This is a genomic window from Streptomyces sp. NPDC111520 (assembly GCF_055635295.1).
Genome location: NZ_JBVKBW010000002.1, coordinates 616,061 through 635,540, shown reverse-complemented (window position 1 = coordinate 635,540; position 19,480 = coordinate 616,061). Strand labels below are relative to the sequence as shown.

The 19,480-nt window shown below is 73.1% G+C and carries 14 protein-coding genes and 1 tRNA gene; 7 read left to right on the top strand and 8 right to left on the bottom strand.

Annotated features, from left to right (window positions below; translation table 11 throughout):
• Window positions 1-798 precede the first annotated feature (798 nt).
• Window positions 799-3,378 (bottom strand): ABC transporter permease, encoded by a 2,580-nt coding sequence (locus tag ACZ7MY_RS07025; RefSeq protein WP_499600185.1) that lies wholly within the window; start codon window positions 3,376-3,378, stop codon window positions 799-801.
• Entirely contained in the window at window positions 3,375-4,163 is a 789-nt protein-coding gene (locus tag ACZ7MY_RS07020) for an ABC transporter ATP-binding protein (RefSeq protein ID WP_499512247.1), read from the bottom strand. The genes ACZ7MY_RS07025 and ACZ7MY_RS07020 overlap by 4 nt, the downstream gene beginning before the upstream one ends.
• A gap of 369 nt (window positions 4,164-4,532) precedes the next feature.
• On the opposite strand from ACZ7MY_RS07020, the gene ACZ7MY_RS07015 reads away from it, so the two are divergent.
• Genes ACZ7MY_RS07015 through ACZ7MY_RS07005 form a run of 3 tightly spaced genes read left to right on the top strand, consistent with a single transcriptional unit; the run spans window position 4,533 to window position 6,608 of the window.
• Window positions 4,533-6,020 (top strand): MDR family MFS transporter, encoded by a 1,488-nt coding sequence (locus tag ACZ7MY_RS07015; protein ID WP_499600184.1) that lies wholly within the window; start codon window positions 4,533-4,535, stop codon window positions 6,018-6,020.
• A 4-nt stretch (window positions 6,021-6,024) separates the two neighbouring features.
• Window positions 6,025-6,156 (top strand): hypothetical protein, encoded by a 132-nt coding sequence (locus tag ACZ7MY_RS07010; RefSeq protein ID WP_499600183.1) that lies wholly within the window; start codon window positions 6,025-6,027, stop codon window positions 6,154-6,156.
• 35 nt (window positions 6,157-6,191) lie between these two features.
• Window positions 6,192-6,608: a Uma2 family endonuclease gene (locus ACZ7MY_RS07005; protein ID WP_499600181.1), complete on the top strand. Its 417-nt coding sequence runs from the start codon at window positions 6,192-6,194 to the stop codon at window positions 6,606-6,608.
• Here the strand turns inward: ACZ7MY_RS07005 and ACZ7MY_RS07000 are convergent.
• The 3 genes from ACZ7MY_RS07000 to ACZ7MY_RS06990 form a co-directional block, all read right to left on the bottom strand.
• A complete protein-coding gene (locus tag ACZ7MY_RS07000) occupies window positions 6,593-7,561 on the bottom strand; it encodes a cellulose-binding protein (protein WP_499600180.1) in 969 nt (322 codons plus the stop codon). The two genes, ACZ7MY_RS07005 and ACZ7MY_RS07000, sit on opposite strands and share 16 nt — an antisense overlap.
• 90 nt (window positions 7,562-7,651) lie before the next feature.
• Complete coding sequence (locus ACZ7MY_RS06995; RefSeq protein WP_499600179.1) at window positions 7,652-10,063, bottom strand: SUKH-4 family immunity protein; 2,412 nt, start codon at window positions 10,061-10,063, stop codon at window positions 7,652-7,654.
• A gap of 8 nt (window positions 10,064-10,071) precedes the next feature.
• A complete protein-coding gene (locus tag ACZ7MY_RS06990) occupies window positions 10,072-11,058 on the bottom strand; it encodes an HNH endonuclease (protein WP_499600178.1) in 987 nt (328 codons plus the stop codon).
• A 506-nt stretch (window positions 11,059-11,564) separates the two neighbouring features.
• Here ACZ7MY_RS06990 and ACZ7MY_RS06985 point away from each other — a divergent pair.
• Both ACZ7MY_RS06985 and ACZ7MY_RS06980 read left to right on the top strand, forming a co-directional pair.
• Window positions 11,565-12,059 (top strand): YwqJ-related putative deaminase, encoded by a 495-nt coding sequence (locus tag ACZ7MY_RS06985; protein ID WP_499600177.1) that lies wholly within the window; start codon window positions 11,565-11,567, stop codon window positions 12,057-12,059.
• On the top strand, window positions 12,056-12,535 hold the full coding sequence (locus tag ACZ7MY_RS06980; protein ID WP_499600176.1) for an SUKH-3 domain-containing protein: 480 nt from the start codon (window positions 12,056-12,058) through the stop codon (window positions 12,533-12,535). Before ACZ7MY_RS06985 ends, ACZ7MY_RS06980 begins: the two co-directional genes overlap by 4 nt.
• A gap of 614 nt (window positions 12,536-13,149) precedes the next feature.
• Here the strand turns inward: ACZ7MY_RS06980 and ACZ7MY_RS06975 are convergent.
• On the bottom strand, window positions 13,150-14,511 hold the full coding sequence (locus ACZ7MY_RS06975; RefSeq protein ID WP_499600175.1) for a sensor histidine kinase: 1,362 nt from the start codon (window positions 14,509-14,511) through the stop codon (window positions 13,150-13,152).
• A gap of 139 nt (window positions 14,512-14,650) precedes the next feature.
• Between ACZ7MY_RS06975 and ppc the strand changes: the two genes are divergently transcribed.
• Window positions 14,651-17,380 (top strand): phosphoenolpyruvate carboxylase, encoded by a 2,730-nt coding sequence (ppc, locus tag ACZ7MY_RS06970; RefSeq protein WP_499600174.1) that lies wholly within the window; start codon window positions 14,651-14,653, stop codon window positions 17,378-17,380.
• Window positions 17,381-17,470: 90 nt separating this feature from the next.
• Here the strand turns inward: ppc and ACZ7MY_RS06965 are convergent, their stop codons facing one another.
• Complete coding sequence (locus ACZ7MY_RS06965; protein ID WP_499600288.1) at window positions 17,471-18,073, bottom strand: TetR family transcriptional regulator; 603 nt, start codon at window positions 18,071-18,073, stop codon at window positions 17,471-17,473.
• A gap of 76 nt (window positions 18,074-18,149) precedes the next feature.
• Window positions 18,150-19,139, bottom strand: coding sequence for an acyl-CoA desaturase (locus ACZ7MY_RS06960; protein ID WP_499600173.1), 990 nt, complete (start codon window positions 19,137-19,139; stop codon window positions 18,150-18,152).
• Between the two features lie 246 nt (window positions 19,140-19,385).
• On the opposite strand from ACZ7MY_RS06960, the gene ACZ7MY_RS06955 reads away from it, so the two are divergent.
• Window positions 19,386-19,456: transfer RNA gene (locus tag ACZ7MY_RS06955), tRNA-Gln, on the top strand.
• Window positions 19,457-19,480: the final 24 nt, after the last annotated feature.

Sequence of the window (19,480 nt, the reverse complement as noted above, 5' to 3'; positions counted from 1 at the left end):
GTTTTCCCCCCACCTTCCCTCTGGGTTGCGGGAGAGGGGTTGTGGGGTTCTAACACTGGGGGGTGGTGCCGGCGCACTCCCCCAGCCTTCGGCCGGGGGGACCCCCAGAACGCTCGCGGTTTACGTCCACATCCTTGGGCACCGCGTTCGCCGCTCGTCTCCCCCAGCCTTCGGCCGGGGGGACCCCCAGGGCGCACCCCGACACACCCCCTCCCGTCATATGGGCGCACAACGGCCGGTGAGGGGTATGGAGGCGGTCCAAGGCGCCCCGGACCGCTCGCTGACCCCGCGGACCCGCGGTTCGAGCCCGCATCGTTCGGCACGGGTCCGCCGCTCGTTTCCCCCGGCCTTCGGCCAGGGGGAGCACCCCGCCACACCCCCCTGTTGTGCGGGCGCAGGGTGTCCAGTTGGGGGTGCGTCGGACAGGTGCGGTGCCCCAACTCCCTCTGGCCACCCACCGGCCGTTGGCCGCTGTCGATAGGGAGGGGGTGGGGGAGTTGGGGGCACCCCCGGCCGAAGGCTGGGGGAGGGTGGGCGTTCTGGACGCTGACGTGTATTTGATGTGCGGCACAGACGGCACCGACAAGTGCTGCCCGCCATGCACATAAATATGCGGTACAGAATGCCCACCCCGGAGGCCCCGCCCCCGGCCCACCAACCCACAGAGCGCAGGCCCGCACCAATCGCGCCGGGCAATCGGGAGGGCGGGTGGGAAAAAGCCCCCAACACCAACCACAAACAACCCGCACACGACGGCGGCCCCGGGCACGAGGCGGACCCGGGGCCAGGCCGTCAGGCCTACTCCGTGGCGATCGCGCCCAGCACGTTCATCCGGCCCGCCCGGAACGCCGGCACCAGGGCCGCGACGAGCCCGACGAAGGCGGAGCCGATGAAGACCGTGATGATCGTCGGCCAGGGGATCTCCAGGATCCCGAGGCCCTGGAGCGCCAGGAGCTGCTGGGCGGAGGCGCCCCAGCCCATGCCGAGCCCGAGGCCGAGCACCGCGCCGAAGAGGGCGATGACGATCGACTCCAGGCGGATCATGCGCCGCAGCTGCCGCCGCGACATGCCGATCGCCCGCATGAGGCCGATCTCCCGGGTGCGCTCGACCACCGACAGGGCGAGGGTGTTCACGACGCCGAGGATCGCGACGATGATCGCCAGGGCCAGCAGGCCGTAGATCAGGTTGAGCAGCTGGCCGATCTGGTCCTTGAGCATGTCCTTGTAGTCGGCCTGGTTGCGGACCTGGACCTGCGGGAAGTCGTGCAGCGCCTTCTTCAGGCCCGCGTAGGCCGCGTCCTGCCGCCCGTCCTTGGCGGCGGCGAACATGATGTCGTTGATCGGCATCCGGTCGGCCGGGACGTAGCGCGCCGCGGTCGTGATGTTGGTGTACATCGCGCCCTGGTCGAAGACGGTGTCCGCGGAGGTGATGGCGGCGACCGTCAGCGTGGCGGTGTCGCCGTGCTCGAAGCGGACGGAGAGCTTGTCGCCGAGCTTGACCTTGTGCTTGTCGGCGAAGCCCTCGCCGACCGACATCGCGTTGGCCCCGTACGCGGCCGACAGCTCGCCGGCGACCGTCTTGACCTGGAGGTCCTGGGCGTAGGTCGGGTCCGCGGCGGACAGGGAGGTGTCGGACACCGACCCGTCGGGGGCGGTGAGCTTCACGTCGAGGGACTTGTAGTCGGTGACGTGGGCGAGGTCCGGCGCGGCCTTGATCGCCTGCTCGATCTGCGGGGTGATCGGCTGGCCGCTGTCGGAGGCGATGATGAAGTCCGCGCCGACCGACTTGTCGAGCTGGTCGGTCGCCGAGGCCACCATGGAGGAGCCGACCACGGAGAGGGCGGCGACGAGCGCGAGGCCGATCATGAGGGCGGCGGCGGTGGCGCCGGTGCGCCGCGGGTTGCGCAGCGCGTTGCGTTCGGCGAGGCGGCCGACCGGGCCGAAGACCCGCAGGACGCCCGCGCTGATCATCCGGACGACGACGCCGGCCAGCAGCGGGCCGACGACCACGAAGCCGACCAGGGTGAGCAGGATGCCGAGGCCGAGGAACATCGAGCCCTCCGCGGCCTTGGTGGCCTGGACGGCGGCGAGCAGGGCGGCGGCACCGGTGAGGGTGAGGACCAGGCCGATCGCGGCGCGCACCTTCCCGGCCCGGACGTCGGCGGGGGTCCCGGCGTCGCGCAGCGCGGCCATCGGGGAGACCTTGCCGGCCCGCCGGGCGGGCAGGTAGGCGGCGAGGACGGTCACCACGACGCCGAGGACGAGCCCGATGACCGGGGTGGAGGCCTTGACCGTCAGGGAGGAGGTGTCGAGGTTCATACCCGCGCTGCCCATGAGGTTCATGAGCAGGACGGCGAGCCCGACGCCGCCGCCGATGCCGAGGACGGAGCCCACCACGCCGAGGAGCAGCGCCTCGACCAGCACCGAGCGGTTGACCTGGCGGCGGCTCGCGCCGATGGCCCGCATGAGGCCGATCTCCCGGGTGCGCTGGGCGACCAGCATCGAGAAGGTGTTGACGATCAGGAAGATCCCGACGAGGACGGCGATCCCGGCGAAGCCGAGCATCGCGTACTTGATGACGTCGAGGAAGCCGGCGATGTCCTTCTGGTTCTCGGCGGTCCACTCGGCCTGGGTCTGCACCTTGTAGCCGGCGGTGGAGCCGAGGGCGGCGGTGACGTCCTTCTTCAGCTGCTCGTCGGTGACGCCGGGCTTCGCGGTCACGCCGATGCTGGTGAAGACGTCCTTGGCGCCGAGCAGTTTGGTCTGGGTGGTGGCGGTGTCGAAGTAGAAGATGGCCGCACCGGGGTTGGTGACCTTGAAGGTGGCGATGCCGGTGATCCGGGCGTGGAACTCGCCGGGGATGGCGATGACCCGCAGCTCGTCGCCCAGTTCGAGGTGCTTCTTGTCGGCGGTGTCGGCGTCGACCATCACCTCGGTGGGGCCGCGCGGGGCGTGGCCGGAGGTGACGTCGACCGAACGCAGCTCGGTGGAGTCCCAGTTGGTGGCGATGGTGGGGGCGCCGGAGGTCGGGCCGAGGTTGTCGCCGGCGGCGTCGGTGACGGTGAGCGTCTGGCTGCCGGCCTCTCCGGTCGCGGATTCGACGCCCTCGACCTCCTTCAGCCGCTCGACCGTGGCGGCGGGCACGGTGGCCGCCTTGGTGGTCATCTGCATCTGGTCGTCGCTGGGCGCGCCCTTGGGCGTGACCGTGACGTCCGACGCGGTGGCGGCGAAGAGCTTGTCGAAGGTGGAGGTCATGGTGTCGGTGAAGACGAGCGTGCCGCAGACGAAGCCCACCGACAGCAGGACGGCGATGGCGGACAGCGCCATGCGTCCCTTGTGCGCGACGAAGTTGCGCATCGAGGTCTTGACGACGGTCACGAGGTCCTCCCGCGCGCGTCGAAGTCCTTCATGCGCTCCAGGACGGAGTCGGCGGTCGGGTCCCGCATCTCGTCGACGATCCGGCCGTCGGCGAGGTAGAGGACGCGGTCGGCGTAGGAGGCGGCGACCGGGTCGTGCGTCACCATGACGATGGTCTGGCCGAGTTCGTCGACCGAGCGGCGCAGGAAGCCGAGGATCTCGGCGCCGGCGCGCGAGTCGAGGTTGCCGGTCGGCTCGTCGCCGAAGATGATCTCCGGGCGGGCGGCCAGGGCGCGGGCCACGGCGACGCGCTGCTGCTGGCCGCCGGAGAGCTGGCCGGGCCGGTGCTTCAGGCGGCCGGCCAGACCGACGGTCTCCACGACGCGCTGCAGCCACTGGGGGTCGGCCTTGCGGCCGGCGATGTCCATGGGCAGCGTGATGTTCTCGGCCGCGTTGAGGGTCGGCAGCAGGTTGAAGGCCTGGAAGATGAAGCCGATCTTGTCCCGGCGCAGCTGGGTGAGCTTCTTGTCCTTCAGCTTGGTGATCTCGGTCTCACCGACCCAGATCCTGCCGTCGGTCACCGTGTCGAGACCGGCGAGGCAGTGCATCAGGGTCGACTTGCCGGAGCCGGACGGCCCCATGATCGCGGTGAAGCGGCCGCGGTCGATGTCGACGTCGACCGCGTCGAGGGCCACGACCCGGGTCTCGCCCGAGCCGTACGCCTTGGTGACCTGACGGGCCCGGGCGGCCACGGCCGTACGTTCTCCGCTGCCCCCGGACTTGGGAATCGATACTGCCGTTGTCACTGGTCTGCTCCTGTTCGGGTGGTGGTCGCCGCCGTCGCCGGGCGGGCTTCGTCGTGTACCAAGACTGGCTTCGGGGAGGGGGCCGGAACGATGGTGCGGGTCTCCGTATCGGCCCGGGGGTTAGCCCCACCAGAAGGCTAGGGAGCCCAGGAGGGCCCCCTCGTCCTCCGCCGGTACGAACCGGGGGTAGGAGAAAGTCGGGTGGGACCCCTAGGGGGCCTGCACCTTTCGGCGGACCCCGGCTCGGGGTCGAGACCGCACCCTCCGGTCGCGGGAGGTTCAAGCCCCGCCGTCCGGCCTGCGGGAACCCCCTGTCCGCGCGGGGGGCGGGCATGAAATCGTGTGTCGTACACACACCAGGGGGGTCCCGTGGAGCGCACCGAGCAGACCGCGACCGCCGCCGCCGCGGCGGCGTCCGCCGACGGGCCGCCGCGGCGCGGTCCCGTCGTCGCCGCACTGATGCTGGCCATGGCGCTGGCGGCGATGGACTCCACGATCATCTCCACCGCGGTGCCGCAGATCGTCGGCGAGCTGGGCGGCTTCTCCGTCTTCTCCTGGCTCTTCTCCGGCTACCTGCTCGCGGTCACGGTGACCCTCCCGGTCTACGGCAAGCTCGCCGACACCTTCGGGCGCAAGCCCGTGCTGCTGGCCGGCATCGGGATCTTCCTGCTGGGCTCCCTGCTGTGCGCCGGGGCCTGGAACATGGCCGGCCTGATCGCCTTCCGCATCGTGCAGGGGCTCGGCGGCGGCGCCATCCAGGGGACCGTGCAGACGATCGCCGCCGACCTGTACCCGCTGAAGGAGCGCGGCCGCATCCAGGCGGCGATCTCCACGGTCTGGGCGGTCTCCGCCGTCCTCGGGCCGCTGTGCGGCGGGCTGTTCGCCGGGTACGCCAGCTGGCGCTGGATCTTCCTGATCAACCTGCCCATCGGCGCGGTCGCACTGCTGCTCATCTCCCGTCACCTGCGCGAACGGGTCGCCGAGCGGACCCGGCACCGGGTCGACTGGCCCGGCGCGCTGCTGCTCTTCCTCTCCGGCGGACTGCTGATCACCGGCCTCGTGCAGAACGGGGCGGCCCGGTGGTGGCTGCTCGGCGGCAGCCTCGTGATGGGCGCCCTCACCGTGTGGGCGGAGCGCCGGGCCGCCGAGCCGATCATCCCCGGCTGGGTCTGGCGGCGCCGGGTGATCGTCGCCGTCAACCTGGCCCTGGGCATGCTCGGCGTCCTGATGGTGGCCCCGACGGTCTTCCTCCCGACGTACGCCCAGACCGTGCTCGGGCTCGGGCCGATCGCGGCGGGCTTCGTGCTGTCGGTGATGACGCTCAGCTGGCCGCTGTCCGCGGCCCTCAGCAACCGCGTCTACCTGCGCATCGGCTTCCGCAACACCGCCGCCCTGGGCATGGCGGCCGCGACCGTCGTCCTCGTCGTGCTGGTGATGCTCCCGTACGCCGGTCCGGCCTGGCAGCCCACCCTGGTGATGCTGGCCCTCGGCGCGGCCCTCGGCCTCTTCCAGCTCCCGCTGATCGTCGGCGTCCAGTCCACCGTCCCGTGGAGCGAACGGGCCACCGCCACCTCGTCGATCCTCTTCTGCCGCCAGGTCGGCCAGAGCGTGGGCGCGGCCGTCTTCGGCGCCGTCGCCAACGCCACCCTCGCCTCCCGGCTGCACGGCTCCGGCACCGACCTCGACTCGATCGCCGGGGCCGCCCACCTCGACGACCACGTGCGCCGCGCGGTCGCGGCGGCGGTCAACCACGTCTACGCGGGCGCGGCCGTCGCGGCGGTCCTGTCCCTGGCCGCCGTCCTCCTGGTGGCACCCCGCCGCTTCCCGGTCCTGGAGGAGGACCCGGCGGTACGGTGACGCCGTGGACGCGAAGACCTACGCGCGCATGCGGGCCGTCGCCGGCGAGCTGATGGGGCGCGAGGACGTCTGGGCCGTGGAGATCGGTGAGGGTGTCATCACGCTGATGATGCCGCCGGTGACCGGCACGAGCTGATCGCCCTGCGGCTGAGGCGGCAGATCGAGCGGCAGATGGCCGACGATCCGGACTGGGCCGGCCACGTGGCCCACAGCGGTCCCGAGATCGAGGCGCCCGCCATAGGGCGCATGCGCCGCCCCGACCTCGTCGTCGTACCGGAACAGGTCCTCGACACCCCCGGGTTCCTCGACCCCGCCGACGTCGCCCTGGTGGCCGAGGTCGTCTCCACGTCCAATCCGGAGAACGACTACCGCGAGAAGACCCGGGACTACCCCGCCATGGGCATCCCGCTGTACCTGATCATCGACCCGCGCGACAAGACGCTGGCCGTCCTCTCCGACCCGGGACCGTCGCCCGGCGACGACGGCCCCCGTTACCGGGCGCGCCACGACTACGCCTTCGGGGACGCCGTCCCCGTGGGGCCATGGGTCCTGGACAGCGGGGAGTTCCCCGCCTACGACGGTTCCTGATCGTCCCCGGGTGCAGGGGCGGGCAGGTCGGGGGCGGTGGGCCCCGGTTCGTCCTCCGTCCCGGTTTCGGGGACCTCCCGGCCGGTCAGGGCTGCGAGGCTGCTGCGGACGTGGGCGAGGTGCTCGCGGATCTCCTCCCTGCGGACCTCGTGCTCGCGCAGTTCGCGTTCGGCGGCGAGCCGGATGCGCTCCTCCCGTACCCGGGCCTGGGCGAGGAGTTCCGCGGCGGTGGCGTCGGCCTCCTCCTGGCGGCGCCGGGCGGCATCCTCGGTCTCTGCCAGGGCCCGGCGGGCGTCGTCGACCATGGCCTCGGCGTAGGAGGTGAGTTCGGCCGTACGGGAGTCGACCCCGGCCTCGCCCTCGGCGAGTTCGTGCTCCTGGGTGTCGAAGCGCTCGCGGTGGTCCTTCTCCAGTTCGGCGAGCGTGTGTTCGCTCTCCCGCCGGGCGGCGTCGAGTTCGCGGGCGGCCTCGTCGCGGACCCGGCCGGCCTCTTCCCGGGCCTCGCCGAGCACCCGTCCGGCATCGGTGCGGGAGCGCTCCAGCAGCTGCTCGGCGTGCTCGTCCCCGCCGACGCGCCGGGCATGGGCGGCCGCGCGGGCCTCGTCCATGAGGGTGCGGCGGGCGGCCTCGGCCGCGTCGTGCGCGTGCCGGGCCTCCTCCTCGGCCTGCTCGCGGACGGAGGCGGCCTCCTCCTCGACCAGCCGCAGCAGGTCCAGCGCGCCCTTCCCGAGGGACTCGTAGGTGGGCGGGGAGAGCGTGGAGACCACGTCGCGCAGCGCCGCGCACTCCGCGCTCATCTCGCCGGCCAGGACGGTGAGCCGCGCGGCCCGCTCCCAGGCGGCGTCGCGGTCCTCGGACAGCTCCTCCAGGAAGCGGTCGACCTGTTCGGTGCGGTACCCGCGGCCACGGACGGTGGCGAGGCCGTGGCCGCCGCGGGGCTGTGCCGTACTCATACCCCCATTCTCGGGGATTTGCCCGATTTACCCATATCGCGACACTCCGACCGGTGGCCGGCCGGTCGGAGCCGCTGGGACGGGCAGGGTCTAGAGCATCCCGTCCCACATCTGCTCGATGAGGACCGGCCACCAGTGCTCGGGCGAGGCGACGGCCGCCGGGTCGAGCGCGGCCAGCTGGTTCTGGAAGTCGACCGTCCAGCGGCCGGCCTGCTCCGGCGTCAGGCCCAGCCGCCAGCGCCACATCTTCCCGAGCAGCGCCAGGCAGCGGACGAACTCCGGCAGGCTGGTGTTGGCGAACTGCGGCGTCGCCGCCGTCCCGCCCGGCCCGGCCTCCAGCGGCACCGCCACGATGTGCGCCGTGCCGTACTGCACGCACAGCTGGCGGCCGAAGTCATTGCCCATCACCAGGTACGAACCCGCGTCCGGGGCCGGCTGCACGCCCCGCTCGGCGGCGAGCTCCGCCAGGGTCGGCACCGGCCGGCCGGGCTGGGCCTGGGCCCAGAAGAACGGGCCGAAGTCCACCGGCAGCCCGGACCAGGTGAGCGTCTGCGCGACCAGGTCCGGCACGCCCTGGCGGGCGACCGCCCGCTGGTCGAAGCGGAACACGCCCTGCGGCCCGAAGGACTGCGCCAGTTCGTGCCCGATCGCGTCCAGCGGGATCGGGGGGACCCGCTGGACGTGCTGCGGGTCGGGCATCGGCACCCGGTGCGGGTGGGCGTGCGCCGGGGCGCTCGCCACCTGGTGCAGCTCGCCGAGGTGGGTCAGCAGGTGCTGGACGCCAGCGCGACGGCTCGTGTGGTCCTTGCCGTACGGGGCGGTGCTGCTGATCCGCACCTGCGGCCAGGTCTCGCGGATCATGCGGGCGCAGTAGCCGCCCGGCAGGTCGCAGGACTCCAGTTCCGTGTGCAGCTCCAGCACCGCCTGCGGCGGCACCCCGAGGGCGCGCAGCTCGTGCAGGATCTGCCACTCCGGGTGCGGGGTGCCGGGTGCGGAGCGGCGGATCAGCTGCTGCTCGGAGCCGTCCTGCGCGCGGTAGCGGAGCACGGCCATGTAGCCGGGGCCGACCGTGGGCACCCCGGTGGGCGGGGCCGGGGCGTGGTGCTGCGGCGGCTGGGGGTAGCCGTACGCCGCGGGCTGCGGCGGCGCCGCCACCGGTCCGGGCGGCGGAGGGGGCGGCGGTGCGGCGGCCCCGGCGCCGCCGTCCGGGCGGGACAGCATCGTCGCGGCCCGGTGCACGTCGCCGGCCGCCGCATCGGGCGGTGCGGGCGGGCCGGGCCGGTCGTTCGCGGGGAGCGCCTGCACGAGCTGCGTGGGCACGTACCCGGCGGCCGGGGTGCCGGGCACTCCCGGTCCGGGCGGGGGCGCGGGCGGCCCGGGAGGGGCCGCCTTGGAGGTCTCGGCGGCGGCCACGTCGGCGGCGCCGCGGCCCGGTCCGGGCGGCGGCGGGGGCGGCGGGGGCGGTCCGTCCGGGCGGGACAGCATCGTCGCGGCGTGGTGCACGTCGCCGGAGGCCGGCCGGGCGGGCGTGGACGGCGCCGGCGGCGGCGGGGGCGGGCCGGGCTGGGCAGCGGCCGGCCCCCCGAACGGCGAGGGCGGCGGGCCCGGCGGCGGGGGCGTGGCCGAGCCGCCCGGGTAGCCGTATGCACCGGGCCCGGGGGCCGGCGGGGGCGGCGGGGGCGCGCCCGCACCGGCGCCGGGGTAGCCGTAACCGCCCCGCGCGTCGGGCTGCGGCAGCGGCGTCCCGGTCTCGGGCACGCCGGGCAGCCGCTCGGTGCTGGCGTCGGCGCTCGTCATCGGCGGCGGGGTGTGGGCGTCGTCCGAGTCGCTGATGGGCGGCGCGTACACGGTCGCGGGCGGCGGCACGGAAGCCCCCGCGCCATGGCTGTCGTTGGCGTCCCGCCAGGCCGCGGGCGGCGGGGTCGGCGCACCGCCGTACGAGGCCGGCATCGGCGGGGTCGGGGTCGGGATGTACGGCTGGGTGGGCGTCGCCGGCCCGGGCGTGGTGACGGGGGCCGGGGCGGGCGGCGGGGTCGTCACCGGGGCGGGCGCGGGCGGCTGGGTCGTGACCGGCTGGACCGTGACCGGCGCCGGGGCGGCGTCCGGCGCCTCGCGGCGGTCGGGGATGCCGAGCCGGTCGGCGGCGTCCTGCAGCCACTGCGGCGGGCTCAGCAGGAAGGACGTCGCCTCCAGGTCGACCCGCCGGGGCCGCTCCGGCACGGCGTCCGCGACCGCGCCGGCCGAGGCGCCGTAGACCTCCTCCCAGCGGCGGATGACCTCGCCCACGGGCAGCGCGGGCCAGAGCGTGGCCTCGCCGCTGTCCCGGGCGATGACGATGCGGGTCTCCCCGTCGTCGGAGGTCGGACCGCCGTCCCTGGGCTCGGACCACACCACGAAGCCCCGGTCGAACTCCCGCACCTGCACCGCGCGTGCGAGGTAGGCGGGGACGTCGGCGTTGATCCACCGCTCGGCGCGCTCCTGCGCCTGCGCGAACGTGACCATGTCCTGCCTCACCCCTCCACCGGGACGGCGCGGGCGAAGCCGCCGTCCACCATCAGGTTCGCCACGGTCTCCAGCTCCGGCGGGTCACCGGCGAGCGCGGCCAGGAAGGCGTCGAAGTCCTCGCCGCAGGGCAGCAGCAGTCCGGCGGCCCGCTCCTCGGTGGAGCCGAACGCGCCGTCGGCGTCCCGCACGTCGTCGTACGGGCACAGCCACATCGAACCGAGGTCGGCACCGCGCGACTTCACGGCGAGCACACCGCCCTGGACGTAGGAGATCGCCAGGTAGTCCTTGGTGAGGTGGTCCCGCAGGCACTTGTTGACGTAGACGAGGTCGTTGGCCGCCGCCTCGTCCCGCACGGTGAAGAAGGGCTGGTCGACGAGGAGTCCCAGCATGGGGAGCAGGGCGACGCCGCGCGGCGCGCTGCCGCCCGCCGCCTTCAGGAAGGTGCGGTAGGCGCCGGGCAGCCGGTAGCCGAGCTCCTCCTCGACGTCCCGCACCTGCTGTTCGGTGACGGCGACCCCGTCCTTGCGCAGGCCGAAGTGGACCGGCCGGGTCTCCTGCAGCGGCCGGGTGCCGCGCTTGTCGTGGTCGGCGGAGGCGGTGGTGGCCAGGCCGCCGTGGTGCCGCAGCAGCGACTTGACCTCGGCGGGGATCAGTTCCAGACGGCGGCTGCCGGCGACGTGGTGCCAGGTCCACCCGTGCGGCGTGGCGACGGAGGACAGGCTGCCCCACAGCTCGTGACCGGTGGCGTGCACGGCGGCGTTGGCCGACACGTAGTCGGTGAGCCGGAGTTCGTCGATGCCGAAGCCGTCCGGCGGCTCGGCGATCTCCGCCGCCGCGCGCGCGTACGGCGAGAAGTCGGGGAAGCCGCGCTCGTCCACGCGTACGCCCTGCGGGTGGCGGGCGCGCCGCACCGGGTCCGGGAAGTGCACGATCTGACCGGCGTAGGCCGCGTTCGGTGGCGCGACCCGGTGCCCGGGCCGACCTGTCGTCATTGCCGATGCCCCCATGCTGGATCTGGTGTTGGGCACAGCCTATGGGGTGTGGCAATAGGCGCTTCGGCTGGTTCCGGTCACGGGTGTGCGGCGGCCCGGGCGGGTTGCGCGCACTCCCGAGGGGGGGCACTCCGGACCCGTCGCAGCGGCACCCGCCGCACCGCCGTTCACACGTGGTGGGCGTCGTCCGCAAGCTGGTTCCGGTGAACGTCCGTCGCATCCCTTCCGTAGGGAAGGTGGTCGAATCCCGGCCGTTCTCAGGGGGCTTGGCGCCCTTTCCCTCCAGGTCGGCGCTACTATCCGTAGAACCACTGGCCAACGCAAGGAGCGGTACTGCGGGTAACACATCGGACTGCGTTACGCATCTCCCCACAGTGCCGTGACATCCGGCACAAAATAAACCTCTCACCTCACAACCGACTTCCGTAACGCCTTGTCCGTTTGGCAGTCTTACGCACATAGGGGGACGTCCTCCCCGCGAGGACGGATCGGAGGGCCGTACGAAGATGCTGACGAGAGACGCCGCGGACCCGCGGCTCAACTGGGGAGCCGACGAAGCGCCGCCGCCACCCGTCCTGCGCCACCGGCGCGACGGGATCCTGCCCGCGGTCGCCGCCGCGCTGTCCGTCAAGGACGAGGTCCTCACGTGCACCGGCGTCAAGGCCGACCAGCCGCCCCCGCTCCACCCGCTCGTCCAGGACGTCCTCGACGCCCTCCCCGTCGCGCAGCGTGAGCGCTTCACGGGGCGATGTCCCGAGCCGGTGCTGCTCTCCCGCCACCTCACCACCGTCGACGGCGCCCGCAGCAAGCGCGCCGCGCGCAAGCCGCTCACGAGCGGCGAGGCACGCAAGGCCCTCAAGGGCGCCAAGCTCACCGCCCGCCACATACGCGAGGACGGCGACCCCGCACACGGCGCCTACGTCCCGCCCTGCCGCTCCTGCCAGGCGCTGCTCGCACACTTCGGCGTCCGCGCCTTCGACCCGGGAGCCGGCGCCGAATGAACTCGACCCGCTTCCCCGTCGGCGTCGACGTGGCCCTGCGCTCCGCCGGCTGGCAGCCCGGCCGCTGGGACATCCGCCAGGCCGAGGTCTGGGCCGACACGCTCCGCGCCTACGCCTCACCCGGCGGCCACCGGCACAGCGTCTTCCCCGCCGCCGTCGAGGCCTGGGCCGAGTTCGGCGGTCTCACCGTGCCCGCCGTGGGCTCCCCCGGCCGCCACGTCGCACCCAGCGCGGTCCACATCGACCCGCTCCACGGGCTGCACCTCGCGCGCACGCTCGGCGACCTGGGCAGTGCGCTCGAGACGGAGGTCGCGCCGCTGGGCGAGGAGTCCGCGGGGCACGGGCAGCTCGCGATCGACGCGGAGGGACGCGTCTACTGCGTCGACCACACCGGTGACTACTACCTGGGCGCCAGCATCGACGTGGCCCTCGGCACCCTCACGACGGGCTCACGCCCCCACCGCCTCACGACGTGACCACCGGGGTGCTGCCGGTCTTCGGCCGCCCCGACGTCTCGCGCCCTGCGGGCGCACAGCGGCCGGCTGCGGACGGGAGGGTGGCGGTCCGGGGCCGGTCTGCCGTGTGCGGGTGGGTGGGTGGTCGGGGTTCAGGCGCCGGAGCGGAGCCGGTTGTTCGTCCGGTTCCGGTCTCGTCGCCGTCCGCGGGTACGGATGGCCGGTGACCACGCCCACCCTTGGTGGGTAGCGCGCCCGCCGCAACCGGCGCCTGCGGGTAATTCCCCGATCCGACATCGGGCTCTGTTCCGACGTATATACCGCTGAAAGCGGGCCCGATCTCCCGCCGGCCGCCCGGCAGTACCCCGAAATACCCGCAGACGCGGGTTACGGCGGGCCCCCACCCACGGATGGCGTGGCAACCGGCCATCCATACCCGCGGACGGCAACGAGACCGACACCGCCGGAAGGCAACCCGCTCCGGCGCCTGAACCCCGGCCACCCACCCACCCGCACACTGCGGACAAGGCCGGGCCCCACCCTCCCATCCCCAGCCCGCCGCTGTGCGCCCGCAGGGCGCGAGACGAACCCGCACCCACCCACCGACCCCACAGAACGCACCCCGGGCCGTACCGCTACGCGGGAAGCATCGCGGAGACGCGGAACCCGCCCTCGTGCGTCGTGCCGGCGGCGAACCCCCCGCCCAGCGCGGTGACGCGCTCCTTCATGCCGACCAGCCCGTTGCCCCCGCTGGGAAGCACCAGCGCGGGCGCCCCTCCGGAGGGCCCGTTCTGCACCAGGACCGCGACCTCGGCCTCGCGGTAGGCAAGGCGGATGCGGGCCCGCGCACCGGGCGCGTGCTTGTGCACGTTGGTGAGCGCCTCCTGCACGACGCGGTAGACCGTGGCCTCGACCCGCGCCGCCAGCGGCCGCTCCTCCCCCTCCACGGTGAGCTCGACGTCCATCCCGGCGGCCCGCGACTCGTCGAGCAGCCCCCTGAGCTCGGCCAGGCACGGCCCCTGCTCGTCCTCCCCCGCCTCGGCCGCCGTGGCCGGCGCCGCGGGCGCAATCGTTTCCGCAGCGGCCACACGGACCACCGACGCCGCGGACACGGACGCCGACGCCGACGCCGAAGCGGCCGCCCGCGCCGCCGTCGTGGGCTCCGTCCGCAGGACGCCCAGCATCTCGCGCAGTTCATTGAGCGCCTGGCGCCCCATGTCCCCGAGGAGCTGGGCGCTGGCCGAGGCCTTCTCGGGGTCCTTGACGGCGATGGCCTGGAGCGCGGCCGCGTGCACGACCATGAGGCTCACCCGGTGCGCGACGACGTCGTGCATCTCGCGCGCGATGCGGGTGCGCTCCTCCATGCGGGCGCGCTCCGCTGAACTCGTGGCCGTCTCCGCGAGCAGCGACAGCTCCCGCTCCAGGCCGTCCGCCCGCTCCCGCAGGCTCTCCACGAGGCGGCGCCGGGCGCCGACGTACAGGCCGAGCAGCACCGGCGGGGCGGTGACGCCGACGGCGGCGAGCACGGAGGTGAGGGCGACCACGGCCAGCGGGGCGTGGTAGGCGGCGGCGCCGAGGTCACCGTGCATCTCCAGGAAGGTGACGATCAGCATGCCGAGCATGGTCATCCCGGACAGCACCGCGATGATCCGCCGCGGCACGTCGGAGGCCGCCAGGGTGTAGAGGCCGACGACGCTGAGCAGGATCCCCATCTGGGCGGGCGTGACGGCGATGGAGACCAGGACGACCAGGACCGGCCAGCGCCTGCGGAGCACCAGCACCGATCCGACCAGCAGGCCGAACAGTCCCGTGACGACCGGCGAGATCCCGGTCTTCTCCGCGAAGGCCGCGCCCTCCAGGAGGCATTCCACGGCCGAGACGAAGGCCAGGGAGACGTCGAGCACCATGCTGCGCCGCCTGGGCCACCACCACGGCCCGGCGGCCCCCCGGCTTCGTCCGCCGGCCCCGTCCGGTACGTACTCCCCCGTCGTACTCATACGGACCAGCCTAGACGCGACGGTGTCCGCCTGGCGGTCAGCCCCGTACGGGGAGGCGGCCCCGACCTATCCTTGTGCCGTCGGACAGCGCGGTCCGGACAATGCCGCCGACCATTCCACTGCACTAGGAGCCGCACCTGTGAGCAGCGCCGACAACACCACCGGCAGCGCCCCCCTCCGCGCGGACATCCGCCGCCTGGGAGATCTCCTCGGCGGGACGCTCGTCCGGCAGGAGGGCCCGGAGCTCCTCGACCTGGTCGAGAGGGTGCGGGCGCTGACCCGCAGCGACGGCGAGGCCGCCGCCGCCCTCCTCGGCGAGACCGATCTGGAGACCGCGGCCAAGCTGGTACGGGCGTTCTCCACCTACTTCCACCTCGCGAACGTCACCGAGCAGGTGCACCGCGGCCGTGAGCTGCGGTCCCGCCGGGCGGCCGACGGCGGGCTGCTCGCCCGTACGGCCGACCTGCTCAAGGACGCCGACCCCGAGCACCTGCGCCAGACCGTGCGCAACCTCAACGTGCGTCCGGTCTTCACCGCCCACCCGACCGAGGCGGCCCGCCGCAGCGTGCTGAACAAGCTGCGGGTGATCGCCGCCCTGCTGGACGAGTCCGGTACGGCGGGCGGCGACCGCCGCCGCAGCGACCTGCGGCTGGCGGAGAACATCGACCTGCTCTGGCAGACCGACGAGCTGCGGGTCGTGCGCCCCGAGCCGGCCGACGAGGCGCGCAACGCCATCTACTACCTGGACGAGCTGCACGCCGGCGCGGTCGGCGACGTGCTGGAGGACCTGGCGGTCGAGCTGGAGCGGGTCGGTGTGCCGCTGCCCGCGGAGACCCGGCCGCTGACCTTCGGCACCTGGATCGGCGGTGACCGGGACGGCAACCCCAACGTGACCCCGCAGGTCACGTGGGACGTCCTGATCCTGCAGCACGAGCACGGCATCACCGACGCCCTGGAGCTGGTCGACGACCTGCGCGCGGCGTTGTCCAACTCGATCCGCAACTCCGGTGCCTCGCCCGAGCTGCTGGCCGACCTGGAGCAGGACCTGAAGCGCCTCCCGGAGATCAGCCCCCGCTACAAGCGGCTGAACGCGGAGGAGCCGTACCGCCTCAAGGCCACCTGCATCCGGCAGAAGCTGCTCAACACCCGGGACCGGCTGGCGGGCGGCACGCCGCACGCGCCCGGCCGGGACTACCTGGGCACCGGGGACCTCCTGGCCGACCTGCGTCTGCTGCAGGACTCGCTGCGCGCCAACCGTGGCGAGCTGATCGCCGACGGCCGGCTGGACCGCACCATCCGCACGCTGGCCGCCTTCGGCCTGCAGCTCGCCACGATGGACGTCCGCGAGCACGCCGACGCCCACCACCACGCGCTCGGCCAGCTCTTCGACCGGCTGGGCGAGGAGTCCTGGCGGTACGCGGACATGCCGCGGGACTACCGGCGCAGGCTGCTCGCCAAGGAGCTGCGCTCGCGGCGTCCGCTGGCGCCGTCCCCGGCGCCGCTGGACGAGGCCGGGGCCAAGACGCTGGGCGTCTTCCACACGGTGCGGGAGGCGTTCGAGCGGTTCGGGCCGGAGGTCGTGGAGTCGTACATCATCTCGATGTGCCTGGGCTCCGACGACGTCTTCGCCGCGGCGGTGCTGGCCCGTGAGGCCGGGCTGGTCGACCTGCACGCGGGGATCGCCAGGATCGGCATCGTGCCGCTGCTGGAGACCACCGACGAGCTGAGGGTCGCCGACAAGCTGCTCGACGAGATGCTCTCCGACCCCTCCTACCGCAAGCTCGTCTCGCTCCGCGGGGACGTGCAGGAGGTCATGCTCGGCTACAGCGACAGCTCCAAGTTCGGCGGCATCACCACCTCGCAGTGGGAGATCCACCGGGCGCAGCGGAGCCTGCGCGACGTGGCCCACCGTCACGGGGTGCGGCTGCGGCTCTTCCACGGCCGCGGCGGCACCGTCGGCCGGGGCGGCGGCCCGACGCACGACGCGATCCTGGCGCAGCCGTGGGGCACGCTGGAGGGCGAGATCAAGGTGACCGAGCAGGGCGAGGTCATCTCCGACAAGTACCTGATCCCGTCCCTGGCGAGGGAGAACCTGGAGCTGACGGTCGCGGCCACGCTGCAGGCCTCGGCGCTGCACACCGCGCCCCGCCAGTCGGAGGAGGCGCTGTCCCGCTGGGACGCGGCCATGGACGTGGTGTCCGAGGCCGCGCACTCCGCGTACCGGCGGCTGGTGGAGGACCCGGACCTGCCGGCGTACTTCTTCGCCTCCACGCCGGTGGACCAGCTGGCCGAGCTGCACCTGGGCTCGCGCCCCTCGCGCCGCCCGGACAGCGGGGCGGGCCTGGACGGGCTGCGGGCCATCCCGTGGGTGTTCGGCTGGACGCAGTCGCGGCAGATCGTGCCCGGCTGGTTCGGTGTCGGCTCCGGCCTGAAGGCCGCCCGGGAGGCGGGCCGGGAGGCGGACATCGCCGAGGCGTACGAGCAGTGGCACTTCTTCCGCAACTTCCTGTCCAACGTCGAGATGACGCTGGCCAAGACGGACCTGCGGATCGCCGGGCACTACGTCGGCACCCTGGTGCCCGACGAGCTCAAGCACGTCTTCGACGTCATCAAGGCCGAGCACGAGCTGACGGTCGCCGAGGTGCTGCGGATCACCGGTGAGGCGGAGCTGCTGGACGCGCAGCCGGTGCTCCAGCAGACCTTCCGGATCCGGGACGCCTACCTGGACCCGATCTCGTACCTGCAGGTGGCGCTGCTGCACCGGCAGCGCGAGGCCGCGGCCCGCGGGGAGAAGCCCGACCCGCTGCTCGCCCGCGCGTTGCTGCTGACGGTCAACGGTGTGGCGGCCGGCCTGCGCAACACCGGCTGACGCGCCCGTCGCACGACATGACGAGGGCGGTGCACCCCGGAAGCGGGGTGCACCGCCCTCGTCATGTGTGCGCGGAGCGGGTGGCCGGTGTCAGTTCTTGCGGTGGCCGATCAGCCGGGGCCTGGGCTCCAGCCCGGACAGCCCGTTCCAGGAGAGGTTCACCAGGTGGGCGGCGACCTCCGCCTTCTTGGGCTTCTGGGCGTCCAGCCACCACTGCCCGGTGAGCGCGACCATCCCGACCAGCGCCTGCGCATAGAGCGGGGCGAGCTTGGCGTCGAAGCCGCGCTGCTTGAACTCCATGCCCAGGATGTCCTCCACCTGGGTGGCGATGTCGCTGATCAGCGAGGCGAAGGTGCCGGTCGACTGGGCGACGGGCGAGTCCCGGACGAGGATCCGGAAGCCGTCGGTGTACTGCTCGATGTAGTCCAGCAGTGCGAAGGCCGCCTGTTCCAGCAGTTCGCGGGGGTGGCCACCGGTGAGGGCACCGGTGACCATGTCCAGCAGCTGGCGCATCTCGCGGTCCACGACGACGGCGTAGAGCCCCTCCTTGCCGCCGAAGTGCTCGTACACCACGGGCTTGGACACACCCGCCTTGTGCGCGATCTCCTCGACGGAGGTGCCCTCGAAACCGCGTTCGGCGAAGAGCGTGCGCCCCACGTCGAGGAGCTGCTCGCGGCGCTCCTTGCCCGTCATGCGGACCCGCCGGGTGCGCCGCGACGTCGTACCCTCGCTGCCCCTGCTGCTGCTTCTGCCGTCGCTCACCCGTCAATCATGCCGCTTCGCTGACGCTCTCCTTACGGCGGGCCGCGATCCGGTCAGCGGTCGGCCACCGTACGTCACTGGCCCAGCCCAGGAGTTCGAACCAGCGGATGATGCGGGCGCTGGAGTCGATCTGGCCGCGCAGGACGCCGTGCCGGGCGGAGGTGGGGTCGGCGTGGTGCAGGTTGTGCCAGGACTCGCCGCAGGACAGCACGGCCAGCCACCAGACGTTGCCGGACTTGTCGCGGGAGCGGAAGGGGCGCTTGCCGATCGCGTGGCAGATCGAGTTGATCGACCAGGTGACGTGGTGCAGCAGGGCCACGCGGACCAGGGAGCCCCAGAAGAACGCGGTGGCGGCGCCGGTCCAGGACATCGTCGCCAGGCCGCCGACCAGCGGCGGGAGCAGCAGGGAGACCGTCGTCCACAGCCAGAAGTCACGGCTGATCCGGCGGATCGCGGGGTCCTTGATCAGGTCGGGGGCGTACTTGTGCTGGGGGGTCTGCTCCTCGTCGAACAGCCACCCCATGTGCGCCCACCACAGGCCCTTGAGCAGGGCGGGGACGCTCTCGCCGTACCGCCAGGGGCTGTGCGGGTCGCCGTCGGCGTCGGAGAACTTGTGGTGCTTGCGGTGGTCGGCGACCCAGCGCACGACCGGTCCCTCGACGGCCATCGACCCGGCGACGGCCAGGGCGATCTTCAGCGGGCGCTTGGCCTTGAACGAGCCGTGGGTGAAGTGGCGGTGGAAGCCGATGGTGATGCCGTGACAGCCGAGGAAGTACATCCCCACCATCAGGCCGAGGTCGAGCCAGCTCAGGCCCCATCCCCACGCGAACGGGATCGCCGCGACGAGGGCGAGGAAGGGGATGCCGATGAAGAGTCCGAGGGTGATCTGCTCGAGCGACTGCTTCCTGTCAGCACCGAGGGTGGCACGGGGCGTCCGGTCCCCGTCGCCGGCCCCGGGTTCCGGGGACTCGGTGATCACGTCGGTCTGTGTGGTCATGGTGGTCCCTCAATGAAGGTCGGGGGCTACGCCACCGTAACTTACGGCTTCGTAAGTATGGCAGCGCCGAGTGAAGGCCGAACAGAGCACGCGTGTCGGCCGGAATACGGCTCTTGGCACATGTACCCACTCCACGGGGAGGGGAAGTACCGATCTTTCTCGTCGCATTGGAGGCGGTCGGTGCGGCATAGTGGTGGGGGCCCGCCGGGCACCCTGACGGGATGTCCTGTTCGGCCGGTGTTTCCATCCGCTGTGGTGTAACGGCAGCACTGAGGGTTTTGGTCCCTTAAGTCCGGGTTCGAATCCTGGCAGCGGAGCGCGGAACGCAGGGTCGCGGCAAC